At 66.1% G+C, this 18,065-nt stretch carries 17 protein-coding genes; 10 read left to right on the forward strand and 7 right to left on the reverse strand.

Annotated features, from left to right (window positions below):
• Positions 1-3: 3 nt before the first annotated feature.
• Positions 4-579, forward strand: a complete 576-nt coding sequence (locus tag AC3G88_RS25650) for a TetR/AcrR family transcriptional regulator (protein ID WP_488773700.1) — start codon at positions 4-6, stop codon at positions 577-579.
• A gap of 32 nt (positions 580-611) precedes the next feature.
• Here the strand turns inward: AC3G88_RS25650 and AC3G88_RS25655 are convergent, their stop codons facing one another.
• Positions 612-1,184: an FkbM family methyltransferase gene (locus AC3G88_RS25655; protein WP_488773699.1), complete on the reverse strand. Its 573-nt coding sequence runs from the start codon at positions 1,182-1,184 to the stop codon at positions 612-614.
• 323 nt (positions 1,185-1,507) lie between these two features.
• Between AC3G88_RS25655 and AC3G88_RS25660 the strand changes: the two genes are divergently transcribed.
• Positions 1,508-2,650, forward strand: a complete 1,143-nt coding sequence (locus tag AC3G88_RS25660) for an OpgC domain-containing protein (RefSeq protein ID WP_488773698.1) — start codon at positions 1,508-1,510, stop codon at positions 2,648-2,650.
• A gap of 15 nt (positions 2,651-2,665) precedes the next feature.
• On the opposite strand, the gene AC3G88_RS25665 is transcribed toward AC3G88_RS25660, so the two are convergent.
• Positions 2,666-3,547: a LysR family transcriptional regulator gene (locus tag AC3G88_RS25665; protein ID WP_488773697.1), complete on the reverse strand. Its 882-nt coding sequence runs from the start codon at positions 3,545-3,547 to the stop codon at positions 2,666-2,668.
• Positions 3,548-3,669: 122 nt separating this feature from the next.
• On the opposite strand from AC3G88_RS25665, the gene AC3G88_RS25670 reads away from it, so the two are divergent.
• The 3 genes from AC3G88_RS25670 to AC3G88_RS25680 are packed head-to-tail and all read left to right on the forward strand — an operon-like array spanning position 3,670 to position 6,145.
• Entirely contained in the window at positions 3,670-4,794 is a 1,125-nt protein-coding gene (locus AC3G88_RS25670) for a muconate/chloromuconate family cycloisomerase (RefSeq protein WP_400395310.1), read from the forward strand.
• A 50-nt stretch (positions 4,795-4,844) separates the two neighbouring features.
• Positions 4,845-5,123 carry a muconolactone Delta-isomerase gene (catC, locus tag AC3G88_RS25675; protein WP_488773696.1) on the forward strand — a complete coding sequence of 93 codons (279 nt, stop codon included), beginning with the start codon at positions 4,845-4,847 and terminating at the stop codon, positions 5,121-5,123.
• Positions 5,124-5,152: 29 nt separating this feature from the next.
• Positions 5,153-6,145 (forward strand): tripartite tricarboxylate transporter substrate binding protein, encoded by a 993-nt coding sequence (locus tag AC3G88_RS25680; protein WP_488773695.1) that lies wholly within the window; start codon positions 5,153-5,155, stop codon positions 6,143-6,145.
• A 95-nt stretch (positions 6,146-6,240) separates the two neighbouring features.
• Here the strand turns inward: AC3G88_RS25680 and AC3G88_RS25685 are convergent, their stop codons facing one another.
• Positions 6,241-7,323, reverse strand: coding sequence for a calcium:cation antiporter (locus AC3G88_RS25685; RefSeq protein ID WP_488773694.1), 1,083 nt, complete (start codon positions 7,321-7,323; stop codon positions 6,241-6,243).
• 113 nt (positions 7,324-7,436) lie between these two features.
• Positions 7,437-7,607, reverse strand: coding sequence for a hypothetical protein (locus AC3G88_RS25690; protein ID WP_488773693.1), 171 nt, complete (start codon positions 7,605-7,607; stop codon positions 7,437-7,439).
• Between the two features lie 313 nt (positions 7,608-7,920).
• On the opposite strand from AC3G88_RS25690, the gene AC3G88_RS25695 reads away from it, so the two are divergent.
• Positions 7,921-10,041 carry a TonB-dependent receptor family protein gene (locus tag AC3G88_RS25695; RefSeq protein ID WP_488773692.1) on the forward strand — a complete coding sequence of 707 codons (2,121 nt, stop codon included), beginning with the start codon at positions 7,921-7,923 and terminating at the stop codon, positions 10,039-10,041.
• Positions 10,042-10,056: 15 nt separating this feature from the next.
• Here AC3G88_RS25695 and AC3G88_RS25700 read toward each other — a convergent pair whose 3' ends face one another.
• Positions 10,057-10,722: an SOS response-associated peptidase gene (locus tag AC3G88_RS25700; RefSeq protein WP_488773691.1), complete on the reverse strand. Its 666-nt coding sequence runs from the start codon at positions 10,720-10,722 to the stop codon at positions 10,057-10,059.
• Positions 10,723-11,177: 455 nt separating this feature from the next.
• Here AC3G88_RS25700 and AC3G88_RS25705 point away from each other — a divergent pair, with 455 nt between their 5' ends.
• Positions 11,178-11,909, forward strand: a complete 732-nt coding sequence (locus tag AC3G88_RS25705) for a BON domain-containing protein (protein WP_400397156.1) — start codon at positions 11,178-11,180, stop codon at positions 11,907-11,909.
• 3 nt (positions 11,910-11,912) lie between these two features.
• Here the strand turns inward: AC3G88_RS25705 and AC3G88_RS25710 are convergent, their stop codons facing one another.
• A complete protein-coding gene (locus tag AC3G88_RS25710) occupies positions 11,913-12,989 on the reverse strand; it encodes a GlxA family transcriptional regulator (protein WP_488773746.1) in 1,077 nt (358 codons plus the stop codon).
• Between the two features lie 99 nt (positions 12,990-13,088).
• Between AC3G88_RS25710 and AC3G88_RS25715 the strand changes: the two genes are divergently transcribed.
• Positions 13,089-14,366, forward strand: a complete 1,278-nt coding sequence (locus AC3G88_RS25715; RefSeq protein ID WP_488773690.1) for a M20/M25/M40 family metallo-hydrolase — start codon at positions 13,089-13,091, stop codon at positions 14,364-14,366.
• Between the two features lie 55 nt (positions 14,367-14,421).
• Here AC3G88_RS25715 and AC3G88_RS25720 read toward each other — a convergent pair whose 3' ends face one another.
• On the reverse strand, positions 14,422-15,348 hold the full coding sequence (locus AC3G88_RS25720) for a LysR family transcriptional regulator (protein WP_400393538.1): 927 nt from the start codon (positions 15,346-15,348) through the stop codon (positions 14,422-14,424).
• Between the two features lie 369 nt (positions 15,349-15,717).
• Between AC3G88_RS25720 and AC3G88_RS25725 the strand changes: the two genes are divergently transcribed.
• Complete coding sequence (locus AC3G88_RS25725; RefSeq protein WP_153948798.1) at positions 15,718-16,593, forward strand: alpha/beta hydrolase; 876 nt, start codon at positions 15,718-15,720, stop codon at positions 16,591-16,593.
• A gap of 228 nt (positions 16,594-16,821) precedes the next feature.
• A complete protein-coding gene (locus AC3G88_RS25730; protein ID WP_400393539.1) occupies positions 16,822-18,060 on the forward strand; it encodes an efflux RND transporter periplasmic adaptor subunit in 1,239 nt (412 codons plus the stop codon).
• The last annotated feature ends 5 nt before the right edge of the window (positions 18,061-18,065 follow it).

An 18,065-nucleotide genomic window follows, 5' to 3' on the forward strand; every position in this document is an offset into this window, starting at 1 on the left:
GCCATGGCCACCCCTTCCGCTCGCGACCGCATTCTCGACACCGCCGCACGCCTGTTTTATCGCGATGGCTACCGTGCCACCGGCATCGACCGCATCATTGCGGAATCGGGCGTGGCCAAAATGTCGTTATATCGGCACTTTGCGTCGAAGAACGATCTGATCTTCGAATATCTGCAGCGCCGGCACGACGTCTGGATGGCGTGGTTTGAAACGGGTGTGCGACGCCGGCTGGCAGCGCGGCCCAATCTGGACGTGATGGCCGATACGCTGGGCGAGTGGTTCGAGGGTGACGATTTTCGCGGCTGCGCCTTTATCAATATGGTGGCGGAATCGGGCGGCGGTGCCGGCGACGATCCCCGGCTACTGGAGCAGGCGGTGTCGCACAAGGCGTCGTTGCAGGGTTTTGTCCGAGGCATCGCCAGGGAACTGGGACTCGATCAGCCGGAGGCGGTCGCCGAAGAGGCGATTATCTGTATCGAAGGGATGATCGTGCGCGCGCAGACCACCCATGACACAGCCGTGGTGCGCGCGGGGCGGCACACGCTTGCCCGATTGCATGCGGCATTTACCGGGTCATGAGGCATGACGCCAGTCCTCGGGGTCAAAACACGTTAGCCACGCCGGAAATACACTTCGGTACCGACCTCGCGCGAGGTTTCGTCATGCACCAAGTCATAAACGGGGCTGAGCATTCTTCTGATGGTTTCGGCATCGCGCAGGCTGTGATGCTCGAGCATGATGACCTGGGTATTTTCGAGATTCAGATGCGACAGAATCTCGACTTCAGATCCCTCGGTGTCGATTTTCACCAGATCGCAGGATGGCAGGCCGCTGGCCGCCACACATTGGACGCGAATGGTCTGGTTTGTCATGCGCGCGCCTTTTGAAAATCCGCCCGTGACAAACATGTCCCCCACGTGAATATCGTCCTCGCCGGCTGTGGCGCGCACTGCGCTGGGAGAAATATGGCACCAGGCGCCATCGACGTTTTCACGCAGCTTTTCCACGTTGAATGGCATGGGTTCATAGCAGAATACGGTGGCCGATGGCCATTCGCGGTGGGCGCGGAGTGCGAATGCGCCAATATTCGCGCCGATATCGAGCACGGTGTGCGGGGTCGTCCGAATCGGGACAACAAAATAGTCGTTGACCTCGTCATGAAGCCATTGCGGAATCGTGCTCATGGTGTCGCGCCCCTATTCTGGACAAGGATGGGAAAAGCAGCGCGAATTATAGGCAAGATTCCTGTGGAAATCGCCATGCGGCGTTTTGGTGAATCCCGTTTTCGTAAAACTGCTATTTGATAATAGAAAATCTACGAAATAATCATCGAAATATCTGACCGTTTTGCTGAAATCAACGGCTGCCGCGTTTATCACGTATCGTAACTTTGCGAAACACTGTTCTTACAGGTAAACCCTGGGATCACGGTAAGATGCCACCCGTGATTGCCGCGTGGCGCCTCCCGGGCCGCAGGCAAGCCTTGGGATGTACGCCTGTGAACGCAGTGAACAACAATCAGCGGCGCACCGAGATCGACCTCATTCGCGGCATCGCGCTGCTCTTCATCGTGGTCGATCATGTCAACGGCAGTGTGCTGGCCGACTACACGATCCGGAATTTCCAGCTTTTCGACGCCGCCGAGGTGTTCGTCTTCCTGGCCGGCTGCTCGGCCGGCGCCGCCTATCTGGCCATGGAAGCGCGCGACGGTGCCAGCGCGGCGCGCAAGCGGCTGCGCCGCCGCAGCTGGGAGATCTACAAGGCATTCGTGCTGACCGGCGTGCTGATGCTGCTGTTCGGCTTTGTGCTGGCGATGTGCAAGATCCCCGCGCCGGCCGTGCGCGCGACCGAGGCGCTCGATTTCATGGCGCAGCCGCTGGCCACGCTGCTGCAGGTCTTCGCGCTGGCGCGCCAGCCGTTCGTGTCCGATGTGCTGCCGATGTACGCCGTGTTCATCGGCATTGCGCCGCTGGCCATCCGCTGGGCGCGCGCGCAGCCGCTGGCGTTTATCTGCGGCAGCGTGGCGCTCTGGATCATGTCGCCTACGCTGCTGCCGCTCTTGCCCAGCAGCGAGCCGCGCGGCTGGAGCTTCAACCCGTTTGCCTGGCAGCTGATGTTCGCCCTGGGTCTGCTGGCGCGGCTGCGTCCCGACTTCGTCCTGCCACAGCAGACCATCGTGCGCCGTGCCTTTACGGCCGGCGCCGTGGTGGTGGCGCTGCTCTGCATGGGCGCCGCCTACCTGTGGATGCGTCCGCACCTGTATGAGTCCTGGCTACCGGCATGGATCCCTACGATGGCGTTCCCGCTGCCCAAGCAGAGCCTGGCCGCGCTGCGCGTGGTCAGCTTCCTGGGTCTGGCATGGCTGGTGTACCTGGCCGTGCGCGCCGGGTGGATCGCGCGGATGGCCCGCTTCATGGGCCCCGTCGTGCAGATCGGCCGCCACAGCCTGTTCTGCTTCGTGCTGGGCGCCGTGGTGTCGGTGGGCATCGAAGGTCTGACCTATGGCTTCGCGGGTGGGCGCCCGACGCGGCCCGTGGCCCTGACGGGCGACCTTATCGCGGTGGCGGTGCTGCTGCTGGTGGGCGGCTGGTATGGCCGCCGCAAGGAAGCCCGGAAGGTCGCGGCCAGGTCGAAGATGGTGTCGGCCTAGGCCCTGTTTCGCTGGCTACGGGCGGGCCTGGCTGCGCACCCAGGCAATGGCGCGCGCCAGTTGCGGCGAGGTATCGCCGGCCCGGTAGCTCATGATCACGGGCGAGATGAAGCCGGGGGCGTCGATGGGCACGTAGCGCACGTCGTCGCGATGCAGCCGCTGCACCGACGCCGGCACCAGCGTGATGCCCAGGCCCGCCGCCACGAGGCCCAGCGCGGTCTGCAGTTCGTTGGCTTCCTGCACCACGCGTGGTTGCAGGCCCTGCGCGCGGAACAGCGACAGCACGTGATCGGCGTAGCTGGGGCGCGGTCGGGCGGGATAGAGGATCAGCGGCTGGCGCGCCAGATCGGCCGCATCGAACGGCGCGGCCGGGGGCGGGGCGGTGACCGGCATGGCGGCGACCAGTGTCTCGGCCATCACCACCTGCTGGACGATGGCCGTGTCGTTGAAGGTGAGCCGGCCGAACGCCAGGTCGATGCGGCCGGACTTGAGCGCCTCAAGCTGCTGGACCGTGATCATTTCCGTCAGGCCGACTTCCACCTCGCTGTCATCGCCGCGCAACTCGCGGATCAGCTCCGGCAGTACGCCATAAAGCACCGACGGCACAAAGCCGATGCCGAACCAGCGCTTTTCGTTGCGGCCGATGCGGCGCGTGCCTTCCAGCGTTTCTTCCAGCCGCTGCGTCAGTTGCAGCGATTGCTCCAGCAGGAAGCGGCCCGCCTCGGTCAGCTTCAGGCCACGGCCCACGCGGTCGAACAGCGCCACGCCCACTTCTTCCTCGAACTGACGGATCTGCCGCGACAGCGGCGGCTGGGCCATATGCAGCTTTTCTGCCGCACGCGTCACATTCAGTTCCTGGGCGACGGTCTGGAAATAGCGGAGGTGGCGGAGTTCCATGGCGGAGGAGGGGATACGTCGATGCATACCCATCAGGTATGGATCGAGACATCTTCGGTCTTGGACGCCAGTCAGGTCAAGGTCCATACTGGGTGCAACGCGTACATGAGCATGGAAAAGGTATGACTGCGACAATTTCTTCGATCGAGGCCATCCTGGTGGACCTGCCGACCATCCGGGCCCATCAGCTGGCCATGGCCACGATGCAGCAGCAGACGCTGGTCATCGTGCGCCTGCGTTGCAGCGACGGCGTGGAGGGTATCGGCGAGGCCACGACCATCGGCGGCCTGTCGTATGGTGACGAAAGCCCCGAGGGCATCAAGCTGACGATCGACACCTACCTGGGCCCTGCGCTGGCCGGGCAGGACGCCACCAACGTGCATGGCGCGATGGCGCGCCTGAACAAGGTGGCGCGCGGCAACCGGTTCGCCAAGTCGGCGCTGGAGTCGGCCCTGCTCGACGCGCAGGGCAAGCGCCTGGGCGTGCCGCTGGTCACGCTGCTGGGCGGCGCCGTGCGCGACACGCTGCCGGTGCTCTGGACCCTGGCCAGCGGCGACACCGGCCGCGACATCGAGGAAGCCGAGCGTTTTCTGGAAGAACGCCGGCACAACACGTTCAAGCTCAAGATCGGCCGCCGCAGCGTGCGCGACGACGTGGCGCACGTGTCGGCCATCAAGCGTGCGCTGGGCGACCGGGCCCGCGTGACCGTGGACGTCAACCAGGCCTGGAACGAAGCCGATGCCGCGACCGGCATCGCCATGCTGGAAGCCGCCGGCATCGATCTGATCGAGCAGCCCACCCCGCGCGAGCATCGCACCGCGCTGGCCCGGCTGGCGGCGCGCTTCGTGGTGCCGATCATGGCCGACGAAGCCGTGACCGGGCCCGAGGACGCGATGGAACTGGCCCGCCTGGGGGCCGCCGACGTGTTTGCGCTGAAGATCGCCAAGTCGGGCGGCATCTTCGGCATGCTGCGCACGGCTGCCGTGGGCGACGCGGCCGGCATCGCGCTCTATGGCGGCACCATGCTCGAAGGCGCCGTGGGCACCATCGCCGCCGCGCACGGCTTCTGCACGCTGCCGCAACTGGCGTGGGGCACCGAGCTGTTCGGTCCGCTGCTGGTGAAGGACGACATCGTGGTGGACCGCCCGGTGTTCAAGGACTTTGCGCTGCACCTGCCGAAGGGTCCGGGGCTGGGCCTGGCCATCGACGAAGACAAGCTACGCCACTATCGCCGCAAGGCGGGCTGAGACGGTCATTCAGCCATTCCGATTACGCATTCAATCCGGAGACACATCCCATGTTGTTCCTTGTCAGGATGGACGTGCAGATCCCGCACGACCTGCCGGCCGCTACGGCCGACGAGATCAAGGCCCGCGAAAAGGCCTATTCGCAGGACCTGCAGCGCCAGGGCAAGTGGCAGGCGCTGTACCGCGTGGTGGGCGAGTATGCCAACTACAGCGTGTTCGATGTGGAATCGAACGACGAACTGCACACGCTGCTGGCCAGCCTGCCGCTGTTCCCGTTCATGAAGATCCACGTCACCCCGCTGGCAAAACACCCGTCGTCGATCCGCTGATCGGCAACCAGAAAAGAAGGAACGGAGACATGAAGTCCTTGCTGCAACGGTCGGCCCGCGTGCCGGCCGCATTTGCCATTTCCGCATCGCTGCTGTTTGCCGCAGCCGCCCCGGCGCACGCCGCCTATCCCGACCATCCGATCCGCTGGGTGGTGCCGTTCCCAGCGGGCGGTGCGATGGACAACATCGCGCGTACGCTGGGCGAAGACATGGCGAAGTCGCTGGGCCAGGCCATCGTGGTCGAGAACCGCCCCGGCGCCGGCGGCAATATCGGCGCCGAGATGGTGGCGCGCGCGCCGGCCGACGGCTACACGCTGATCATCGTGGCCAACGGCATGGCCGTGAATCCGGCGCTGTACGGCAAGCTCAGCTACGACCCGATCAAGGATTTCGCGCCGGTGTCGCTGCTGGCCGTGGTGCCCAACGTGCTGGTCGCCAACAAGGCGAAGAATCCGCAGAAGACGGTGGCCGAGGTCATCGCCAGCGCCAAGGCCCGGCCCGGCAAATACACCTATGCGTCGGCCGGCAACGGCACGTCGATCCACCTGGCCGGCGAGCTGTTCACGTCGATGGCGCACGTGGACCTGCTGCATATCCCGTACAAGGGATCGGGCCCGGCCATGACCGATCTGCTGGGCGGACAGGTGGACTACATGTTCGACAGCATCACGTCGGCCAAGCCCCATATCGACAGCGGCAAGCTGACGCCGATTGCGGTGACCACCAGCAAGCGGTCGACTGCGCTGCCCAATGTGCCGACGGTGGCCGAGGCGGGCGTGCCGGGCTATGAGCTGTCGCCGTGGTTTGCCGCGTTCGTGCCGGCCAAGACCCCGCAGGCGGTGATCGACACGTTGAACCGCGCCATGCTCGAATCGCTGAAGAAGCCGTCCGTGCAGCAGCGTCTGGCTGGCATCGGCGCGGAGCCGATCGGCAGCACGCCGGCGCAGCTGAAGGACCACCTGGCCAAGGAAACGGTCAAGTGGGGCACGCTGATCCGCGAACGGGGCATCCATGCCGACTGAGCGGACGGCGGCGACCGATTGCCGCCAGCGGCGCTGACCGGATTGTGTTTTTCCCCTCGCCCATGGAAGGGCGAGGCGCGAGTCGGGCCTTGCTGCTACGGCACGATTGTCAGGAACAGGTACGCCGCGAAGATCACCATGTGGACCACGCCCTGGAGGATGGTCGTGCGGCCCATGCCAAGCGTCAGCGACGCGACGATCATCGTCAGGAACAGCAGCACCATTTCCTTGGCGCTCAAGCCCAGTTCCAGCGGCTGCCCGATGGTGATGAACACGATGGCCACCGTCGGAATGGTCAGGCCGATACTGGCCAGGGCCGACCCCAGCGCCAGGTTCAGGCTGGTCTGGATGCGGTCGGACCGCGCGGCGCGCAGCGCGGCAAGCCCTTCGGGCAGCAGCACCAGTGCCGCGATCACCACCCCGACCACCGCTGCCGGCAACCCGGCGTCCGCAACGGCCTTTTCCACCGACGGCGACAGCAGCTTGGCCAATGCCACCACGGCCACCAGGCAGACCACCAGCAGCACGCCGCTGGCCGCCGCCACGCGCCCGGGGGGCGGCGGCGCATGGACGTTTTCGTCGTTGCTGCCGTCCACCAGGAAGTAGTCGCGATGCCGCACGGTCTGCACGAAGACGAAGCAGCCGTAGAGCAGCAGCGACATCACGCCGGAGAACGCCAGCTGGGACGATGACAGGACAGGCCCCGGCGTGGTGCTGGTGAAGTTCGGCAGCACCATCGTCAACCCGAGCAGCGTGACCAGGATGGCCATGGCCGCATTGGCGCCCGGCGCCTGGAAGGCCTGCTCGCGATGGTGCAGCGCGCCCACAAACAGGCAGATGCCGACAATGCCGTTGCAGATGATCATGACCGCCGCGAACACCGTGTCGCGCGCCAGGCCGGCTTTCTCCGGCCCGGACGACAGCATGACCGATACGATCAGCGCCACCTCGATCACGGTCACGGCAACGGCCAGCACCAGCGTGCCGAACGGTTCGCCAACCTTGTGAGCCACCACCTCGGCATGATGGACGGCCGAAAACACCGCACCGGCCAATGCGATCGACATCAGGGCGATCAGCCAGGCCTGCCCCGTCATTGCAACGCCCAGGCCGAAGGCGGCCCAGGCGGCCAGCGGGGACCAGATGGTCCAGGCCGGCAGTTTGTTGGCAGTTGCCATGTCTTGTTCCCTTTGTTCTTGTGGCTCACAGGCGCGAGCGTGCACGCCGCGTGGCGCGGGCGCAAGAGGTTCAGGCAACGACAGGGCGCGGCAGTTCCCGGCGCGTGCGCGGATCAGTCGCGCGACGGGCCGCCGCGCGGCGCGCCGGCGCCATCGTCGCGGCGTGCGGGGGGCGGCGGATCGGTGTCCCGCAGGGCCGGGTGATTTCGATAGATCCAGCGGGCGGCGATGATGATCACCGCCAGAAACGCGAGCGCGTATCCGACAAACGAGACTGCGTGCATGTTCTGACCCAGGTTGGTCCGGCTCTTCTGGCCGGTGGCCGGTCAGTATGGGTGCGGGCCGATATGGCGCCCACCCTCTATCGGTGGGGCGCTGGCATCACCCAAACGCGGGGTGTGCCGTTCCAGGATCGGTGATGCGACAGCGATGTCTTGAGGGCTCAACTCGTGTGGAGTTCGACAAATGTCGTCTATGGGCAACACATTGTCGTGATCGGCATACATTAAGCGCGTCTTTTCCCCGTGGGACTACAAACGAGAACCGTTATCACTTACATTCGTGGCCTTTGTCAGTGTCTTGTTACAAGGGAAGACCATGAATTCGAGCCGTCGCGGACTGCCATTCGCCGCGCCCCACTTTGCCCCGTGCGCCACGGCGCTGGCTGTCTCGATGCTGTGCCTGACGCCGCAATGGGCGGCCGCCCAGGACGCCCCGGGACCGGTGCAGGGCGGTGAGACGGAAAAGATGCTCGAAACGGTGCAGGTTTCCGGAAACTGGCTCGGCACGGGGCTGCAGAACAGCGTGAAGACCTTCCCGGGCGCGCGCACGGTGGTCAGCGAGCAGCAGATCGAACAAAGCGGCGCACAGAGCATTGGCGACGTCATGCGCCGCATCCCCGGCGTGCAGGCGACCGACAACTCCGGCACGGCCGGCAGCGCCGTGTCGCTCAACATCGGCGTACGGGGCCTGTCCGGTCGCTACACGCCGCGCTCCACGGTGCTGCTCGACGGCATCCCGATGGCCGTGGCGCCGTACGGCCAGCCCCAGTTGTCGTTTGCCCCGGTCAGCCTGGGCAACATCGAATCGATCGACGTGGTGCGCAGCGGCGGCGCCGTGCGCTACGGCCCGCAGAACGTGGGCGGCATCATCAATTTCAACACCAGGCCGATTCCGGGCGTGTTCAGCGGCGAGGCGTCGGTACGCGAGAACCTCTACACCGAAGGTGGCGGCAAGAACACCCAGTACAACGCGTTCGTGGGCACCACGCTCGACAGCGGCCTGGGCATCGCGCTGCTCTACTCGGGCATGACGGGGCGCGAATGGCGCCAGGGCAGCGACGACAACGTCAACGACCTGGCCGTGAAGTTCGCCTACGACATCACGCCGACGTCGCAGGTCTACGGCAAGTTGTCGTACTACGACGTCAAGTCGAAGACGCCGGGCGGGCTGAGCGTGGCGCAGTACAACGCCAATCCGTTCCAGAACACGCGCCCCGACGACTACTGGAGCGGCAACCGCTACGGTTTCGACCTGGGCTACGTGAACACGATTTCCGCGAACCAGGAATTCGAGATCCGCACGTTCTTCAACGAAAGCTACCGCCAGAGCACGCTGCAGCAGAGCGCCACCGTGATCGCGCACCAGCCGCGCAACTACACGACGTTCGGCATCGAGCCGCGCTTCACGCAGCGTTTCGGCGTGGGCCCGACCACGCATGACGTGACGGTCGGCTACCGCTACATCCGCGAACGCGGTGACGACAACCAGTTCAGCACGAACCGCCAGACCGGCGTGAACGGTCCGACCACCACGTTCGACAATGCCACCGACGCCCACGCCGTCTACATCGACGACCGCATCGCCTACGGCAACTGGCGCATCGTGCCGGGCGTGCGCTTCGAGCATATCGACACGTCCCGCCAGCAGCGCAACACCGCGACGCAGTGGGAAAGCCTGAACAACAAGGCGCTGCCGTCGGTCAACGTGTCGTACCTGGTGAACAGCGCCTGGACGGTGTTTGCCGACTACAGCACGTCGTTCGGCCCGGTGCAGAACACGCAGCTCAATTCGCAGACGCCGAACAATCCGCTGCAGCCTGAAGTGGCCAAGACGTTCGAAGTGGGTACCCGCTGGACGGACAGCCGCATCAAGGGCGAGCTGACCGCGTTCAAGATCAAGTTCGACAACCAGATCCTGCAGGTGCCGGGCCTGTTCCCGGCCACGTTCCAGAACATCGGTGCGACCGATCACGACGGCGTGGAAGCGGCCATCGACTACACGTTCGACCGTGCCAGCGTGCTGGGCGGCCTGAACCTGTACGCCAACTACACGTACACGCGCGCGATCCAGAAATCGGGCACCACGGCCGGCCTGGACGTGCCGTTCTACTCACGCACCACGGACACGATCGGCGCACGCTACGACTGGCGCAGCTGGACGTTCAACGTCTCCACCACGCACCAGAGCAAGCAATACGCGGATCTGGCCAACACCGTGGCCGAGAGCGCGGACGGCAGCAACGGCCTGATCCCGGGCTTCCGTACGTGGAATATCCAGGCCATGTTCAAGCTGCCGCAGCGCAAGAACACCGACATCACGGTCGGCATCAACAACCTGTTCGACAAGCGGTTCTATACGCGTACCACCGACAGCAATGCCGGCCGCCTGGTGGGCGCGCCGCGCATGGTCTACATCCAGGCCCGCGCCGCGTTCTGAGCGTAGCCGGAACGGCTAGTCCGAAGGTGGCGGCGGCCCCTTTGTCGTCCCGCGCGGCGGCAACGGGGCCGGCTCCGCCACCAGTTTCTCGGCTGGCAGCAGGCGCAGCAGCGTTCTGGCCACCTCGGGATCGCGGCAGTTCAGCCATTCGTCCCAGTCTTCGCGTGGCAGGATCACCACGCCGCGCTTCTCGTCTCCGGGTTTGTGAAACCGCTGCATCAGCGGATGCTGGTCGGCATTGACCGTCGGCATCGTGAACGACACGGCGCCACCGGGCCATGCCCGCCAGAGCCCGGCAATCGCAAACGGCTCGCCGCCCGGCAAGCCGATCTTCCACCGCACCGCCTTGCCGCTTTCGTAGTTCGGCTCGTAGAACGCCGCGGCCGGCACCAGCGCCAGCTGGCAGGACTTCCAGAACCTGGCGAAGGACGACAGCTTCCCGATGGTCTCCACACGCGCATTGGCGGTGGGGTAGTAGCGCGTGCCGGGCGGGATGGTCGCCTTGGGCACCATGCTGAACGATGCCAGCACGCTTTCCCAGGCCGCGTCGCCCGTATTCTGGCGCACGATGGGCGCGGCATAGTCGGGCCATGTCTCCTCGGGATACAGGCCCGGCGGGGGCTCGACGCCAAAGATCTCGCGCAGGATGCGTTTCTGGACGGGGGCATAGTTGACGCACATGGGGGCTCCGGGGGCGCGGTTCTGCCGCCTATGGTCGGCACCGCGGCGCGGGCCGTCAATACGCGATCATCGGCGGCGCGTTCGTGCCTCCGGACGTTATGCCGGTCTTTGTGCCGGACTTTGCGCCGGACTGAAGCGCCGCGGACGCCGTCCGGCTGAACGGCTGGACGGTGTCGGGCTGCGCACTTGTCCGGGATTGCCGCCAGCCGGCTCAAACGCCCACCGTGACGCCGGGCGATGCGGCATGTGACGCCAATGCCGCTACGGGCGGGCAACGGACGTTTGAAACACCGGCGCAGGGGCGGCCCCACGGACGGCGACTTTGCCGGGGCGCTTCCTATAATGCCTGTGTGGCGCGGCACCACGTGGGCAAAACGGCCGCACCGCGCCACGCGTGCTTGCAGGCAGGGGCGCGCTTCCCACCCATCTCCACGTCAAATGGGGAGACACATATCATGCTGAGTAGCGAAGCGGTGCTGACGCAGGCGCGAGCCGCGTTGGCGCATGTGCCATATCAGGGCCACCAGATCCATCCCACCATTCACCTGCGACTTTCCGACGGAGCCCTGATTCTGGAAGGCGAAGTGGCCGACGTCATGGACAAGACGCGCGCCACGGCCCGGCTGCGCCGTCTGGACGGCGTTTCCACCGTGATCGATCACCTGCGCATCGCCCATGCCGGCCCGATAGTGGGCGATGGCGATCTGCGCGCGGCCGTTTGCGATCGGCTGCTCAATGCGATCGACTTCCGTAACTGCAAGATCTGCGCGAAGGTGAAGGGGCAAGTCGAGCCGGTGCGCGAAGCCGTGGGCGAGCGCAGCGGCTGGATGGAGGTGGCGGTCCATGACGGCGCGGTCATGCTGAGCGGCCAGGTGATCAGCCTGTCGCACATGCGCCTGGCCGGCGTGCTGGCGTGGTGGTCGCGCGGCTGCCGCAACGTGATCAACGACATCGTGGTGGCGCCGGCCGAGGCCGACAGCGACGAGGAACTGAGCGAGGCGTTGCAACTGGTGCTGGAAACCGACCCGTTCGTGGATGCCGCGCGCATCCGCGTGCGTACCGAGGGCCGGGTCGTGACGCTCGACGGCTACGCGTCCAGCGACGGCGCGCGCAAGCAGGTGGAGCGCGATGCATGGTACGTGCAAGGCGTGGAGGACGTCATCAACCATATCGCCCTGAGTAGCTGACATCTAGTCGACGATGCCGGCATCGACGCGCGCTGCCTGGTCTTCCACGCGCCAGTAGCGGCGCCGCGTGCGCAACGCAAAGCGCGAGCGGTATTCCGACATCGACATCTGCATGGTTCGCTGGAACAGGCGCCGGAAGGCGGCGGCATCGCTGTAGCCGCAGGCCTCGGCAATCGCCTGCGTGCCGTGCAGCGTGACTTCCAGCAGCATGCGTGCGCGCTCCACGCGCAGGCGGTGCAGGTAATCCAATGGGGTGCGCCCGGTCACCTGGCGGAAATGGCGTAGCAGCGTCCGTTCGCTGACGGCTGCGGCGCGCGCCACGGCCGCCAGCCGGTAAGGCTCGCCAACATGCGCCTGCAGCCAGCCGATGGCGCGATAGACCGGGCTATCGGCCGTCTTGCCAAGCCAACGCTGCGAAACCAGCTCGGGTGCCCACTGCTGGCGTTCGGGCTGGTAGAGCAGCAGGCGCGCCACTGCCTGCGCCAGGTCGGGATCGTGCAGATGGCCCAGCACGCGCAGCATGAATTCGGTCTGCAGGGCCGGCGCCACGCAATGGAAGACCTGCCCGTGCAGTCCCATCGGTTCATCCGATGACAGGTCGCACGCGGGAAAGCGTTGCGCGAACCAGCTCTGGAACATCCACGGCGCGCCGCAGCGCGCGCCATCGAGCTGCCCCAGCAACAGTGGATAAGCCATCCCGGTGTAGATCGACGCCACCCAGCCCCCGGCATCCATATGCCGGGCCAGCAGGCGTTGCGTGGCGGTATCGGCGGCGGCCAGTTCGCCGAGATGGGGCGCGCTGGCCGCCATCAGTCCCGGCACCACGATCAGCACCTGGGCCTGGCGCGGAGCGCCCCGGCGCGATGTGGACAGGCCGGGCAGCGGGTCGGGCAGGGCGCGTCCGCTGGCGCCGATGATCTCCCACGTCAACCGGGCCGGCGCGCCCGGCTGCTGCAACCGCGCCACGCCCGCGGCGGTACGCAGGACATCGAGCGCGCCGAACAGCGTGCCAGGCATGGCATCGGGCAACCAGAGCAGCTTGACATGCAGGGGCGCGGCGGGCGGGGGCGTGGGGCGCATGGCGGGATTGGCATCGGGATTGGCGATATTGAACCTCCCCTCCGGATAGCGCAAGCGATACATTGGAGCTCCAACGACAACAGAGAACAGGAGACCCGCATGCCGCTTTCCCTTCGCCGCCTTGCCCGCGCCACGGCTGGTGCCACCGCCATCGCCCTGGCCGCCGCAATGGCCTGCGGTGCCGCGCTGGCCGCCGGACCCGACCAGGCGCTGCTCGATGCCGCGCGCGCCGCGCAGCCCGCCGTGGTGCAGTCGCTCAAGGACATGGTGACGATCGAATCGGGCAGCGCCGACATGCAGGGGCTGACGCGCATGGCCGACTACACGTCGCAGAGGCTGCAGGCGCTGGGCGCGAAGGTGGAGCGGCTGCCCATGACCACCAGCGCCGCGCCGATGGTCAAGGCCACGCTGACCGGCACCGGCAAGCGCCGCATCATGCTGATCGGCCATATGGACACGGTGTATCCGGCAGGCATCCTGGCGTCGCAGCCGATCCGCGAGGACGGCAACCGGCTCTATGGCCCCGGCATCGCCGACGACAAGGGCGGCCTGGCCGTGATCCTGCATTCGCTGGAAATCCTCAAGGCGCAGGGCTGGAAGGACTACGCGCAGATCACGGTGCTGCTGAACCCGGACGAGGAAATCGGCTCGCTGGGCTCGGGCGAGACCATTGCCACGCTGGCCGCGCAGCACGACGTGGTGCTGTCGTGCGAGCCCAACGTGGCGAAGTCGGTGGCGAAATCGGAATCGCTGCTGCTGGCCGCCGCCGGCACCGCCACGGCGACGATGCAGGTCAAGGGCCGGTCATCGCATGCCGGCGCGGCGCCCGAACTGGGCCGCAACGCGCTGCTGGAACTGGCCTACCAGATGCAGGAAACGCGCGACCTGGCCAAGACGATACCGGGCGCGCAGATGAACTGGACGCAGGCCAGGACCACCGGCCCGCTGAACCAGATTCCGGAGACAGCCACCGCCGTGGGCGATGTGCGCGTGACCGCCGGCGGCGCCGCGCAGAAGCTGCAGGCGGCGTTGCAGCAGAAGGTCGATGCGGGCCATCTGATTCCCGACACGAAGACCACGATTGCGATGGAAGAAGGGCGCCCGGCCTTCGTGGCCGATGCGCGCTCGAAGGAACTGGCCGCGCGGGCCCAGCAGATCTATGCGGAGATGGACGGCCGGTCGCTGATCCTGATGCCGGGCACCGGAGGCGGCACCGATGCGGGCTTTGCAGGGCGTTCGGGCAAGGCGGTGGTGCTGGAAAGCTTCGGCCTGTCAGGCTTCGGCTATCACGCACGCGACGAATACGTGGAGCTGGATTCGATCGTGCCGCGCCTGTACCTGATGACGCGGATGCTGCAGGAGATCGGGAAGCACTGAGGTTAGGGGGATGCCTCTCCCGCGCGCGGGACGTACGCGGGAGAGGGGCAGGACATCAGGCCGCCAGCTGCTGCGGCGCGGCGCCGAAGTGCGGATGCCGCGAGAAGATCTCCGCCGCCCAGTTCACGAACACGCGGACCTTGGCCGACAGGTGCCGGTTCTGCGGATACATCGCAGAGATCGGCAGTTCGTCGGTCTGCCAGTCGGTCATGACCTCGACGAGCCGGCCGCTCTGGATATACGGCTCGGCCATGGCGCGCGAGATGCGTGCAATGCCATGGCCTTCCACCGCGCAGCCCAGGTACACGTCGGCATCGTTGGTCGAGATCACCGAGGGCAGCAGCACTTCGGTGCTCTCGCCGCCACGGATCAGCGTCCACGGCGTTTCGCGTCCAGTACGGTTGGACAGGAAGTTGATGGCCTTGTGCTGCGACAGCTCGGTCAGGTCGTGCGGTGTGCCAAAACGCCGCAGGTAGATCGGCGACGCATAGAACGCCAGCTTCACCTGTCCGATGCGCCGTGCCACCATGGCCTCGTCGAGCGCACCCACGCGCAGCACCACATCCACGCCTTCCTTGAGCAGGTCGATGGGCTTGCCGTTGATGGTCAGTTCCAGCTTCAGTTCGGGATAGGCATTGAAGAAGTCGTGCAGTTGAGGCATCAACACCAGCTGCGCGAGCCCGCTGGTGGTATCCACGGCCAGCGTGCCTCGCGGCGAGTTGTTGTGGCGCGTCAGCGACTGCTCCGCTTCCTCCACATCCGCCAGGATGCGCACGCAGCGTTCGTAGTAGGCAGCGCCATCGGTGGTCACGCTGATCCGGCGCGTGGTCCGGTGCAGCAGCTTGACGCCAAGGTGGGTTTCCAGGTTTTGTATCAGGCGGGTGAGGGTGGCCTTGGGCAGGTCCAGCGACTCCGCCGCGCGCGCAAAGCTGCCGACATCCACCACCCGAGTGAATGCCTGCATTGAGACAAGACGATCCATGATGTTGCTTTCGAAAGGAGTAAGACCGGGCTACGTTCCGAAGGATGTCTGGCGGTATGGGTCCGCTGCATGTCAAGTGCGCGGCCTGGATTTGCTGCCGGCGGTCCGCCAGTGGCGGCCGGAGCGGGGACGGGTGGAGGGTGGGGCGCCGGCGTTTGCGCTGTTTCCCCAAGTGCGCAGATGCCGAAGGACCGGAGTGAATCACATTTCAGGTATCCATTTCAAGCCGTGTGGGTTCACTTCGATGATTATTCCAACGCAGAAACAGTGCATTGGCAATAGGTCGCTTTATCCCATCGTTGTCAATCACCATAATTCGCTGCATCGCAATACAGTAATCGACGGTCTTTGCCGGCCGCCGTGCCAACCATGACCAAGACCACGACTCCCCGTAGTTCCGCCGTACAACCGGCCGCAGAACAGGGCGAGGCAATCGTGATCCAGCACGTGGTGGCCAGCGGCGAGCGCGAAATGAAGGTCTGCGTGGGTTACCCCGCAGGTTATTGGCCTGTGAGCGCCGGTGCGCCATTGTTGCCGTGGATGCTCTACCTGCATGCCGGCGGCTTTGTCGACGGCGGTGTCGAAGCCGCGAAGGAACTGGTGCGGGATCTGGCGGAGTCGGTCCCGGCCGTGGTGGTGACGCCGGATTACTCGCTGGCGCCTGAAAATCCGTTCCCGGCAGCGCCCGAGGACGCCGTGAACACGGTGTCGTGGGTGCTCAAGCAGGCCCGCAAGCTCAAGGTCGACAAGCTGCGCTTTGCGCTGGTGGGCGAGGAAGCCGGTGGCAACCTGGCCATCGCCACGGCGCAGATGCTGCGTGACCGTGGCCTGCCACAGCCGGCGGGCCAGTGGCTGATCCGGCCGGTGACCGATCCGTGCCTGCAGCACGCGTCGTCCGGCGGGCAGGTGCCGATGGAAATGCTGCGCAAGCTGGCGTGCAACTATCGCGACTACCTGCCCACGCCGGCCGCCAGCGTGCACCCGTATGCGGCCCCGGCGCTGGCCTCGCGGCTGGCGGGACTGCCGCCCACGCTGGTGCAGGTGGCGGAAAAAGACGCCCTGCGCGCGGAAGGCGAGGCCTTCGCCGCCAAATTGTCCAAGGCCGGCATCCCGGCCAGGGCCCTGATCATGCCCGGCGCCTGTGGCGACGGGGTGGAACAGTCCCATGAGATGTGTCAGGCATGGGTCAAAGAAGGTGCGCGGTTCCTGCGCGAAAGTTTCGCCAAGGCCGACGACGCCTCGTAATCCGGTCCGAACGCCGGCCGGCGCCGTGAATGCTGTGACGGTGCCGGATTCTCCCGCCAGCGCCCTTTGAGGCTGGCACCCCTGTAGTGGCTTGCTTCTGTCCGATCCGGGACGGAGGACCCCTTGTTGTTCCCGTTTTTCCGGCCCCCTGGGCGGGCGGGCAGCGTTCGGCCTGATTTTTTGCTTTTCCAGTTGAAGAAACCCGACGAAAACACGGAGTGAAGAAAGATGAATGACAAGTCTCGACGCACGCTGATCGCCTTTGCCATCGTGGCAATTCTTGGGGCGGGCGTGGCAACCTCGGTACTGCAACCCTGGCACGGCGGGGAAGCACAGGCCAATACGCCGCCCCCGGCGCCGGCCGTGGAAGTGTCGGCCGCGGTGGGCCAGACCATCACCGAATGGGATGAGTTCTCGGGCCGCATCGAAGCCGTGGACCGCGTGGAAATCCGTCCGCGTGTTTCCGGCACCATCGAAACGGTGCATTTCCGGGAAGGCTCCATCGTGAAGAAGGGCGACCCCCTGTTCACGATCGATCCGCGCCCGTACGCCGCCGAAGTGGCACGCGCCGAAGCGGCGCTGGCCGCTGCGCAGGTTCGTGCATCGCATGCGCAGACCGAGAAGGCCCGTGCGCAGCGCCTGCTGGACGACAACGCGATCTCGCGCCGCGAGTTCGACGAGCGCATCAACGCCGCCAGCGAGATGTCGGCGGACGTGCGCGGCGCGCAGGCGGCGCTGGAAGTGGCGAAGCTGAACCTGAGCTACACGCGCATCGTTGCACCGGTCTCGGGCAAGGTGTCGCGGGCGGAAATCACCGTGGGCAACCTGGTGGCCGCGGGCGCCGCGTCGCCGCCGCTGACTTCGGTCGTGTCGGTCTCGCCGGTGTATGCCAGCTTCGATGTCGACGAGCAGAGCTACCTGCGCTACACGGCGCCGGGCGCCAGCGGCGGCAAGAACGACCTGCCGGTGTTCCTGGGCCTGGCCAACGAGGACGGCAATCCGCACAAGGGCAAGATCCATTCGATCGACAACCGGCTCGATACGCGTAGCGGCACCATCCGCGTGCGCGCCGTGTTCGACAACGAGGATGGCCGTCTGCTGCCGGGCCTGTACGCCAAGGTCAAGCTCGGCGGCGGCTCGCCGCATCCGGCCGTGCTGGTCAACGATCGCGCCATCGGTACCGACCAGGGCAAGAAGTTCGTGCTCGTGGTCGACAAGGCCAACAAGCTCGTGTATCGCGAAGTCGAGCTTGGACCGACGTACGAAGGGCTGCGCGTGATCCGCAAGGGGCTGCAACCGGGCGAGAACATCGTCGTGAACGGCCTGATGCGCGTGCGCCCTGGCGACACCGTGGCACCGAAGGCCGTGGCCATGGCCTATCGCAGCGAGCTTGAGCCGCGCGGCACCACCCCCGACCGCAAGCAGGCCGCGGAAGAGGGCAAGGCCGGCAAGGCCAAGGTGAGCTGAGCGCC

Source organism: Cupriavidus sp. 86D6 (assembly GCF_057815095.1).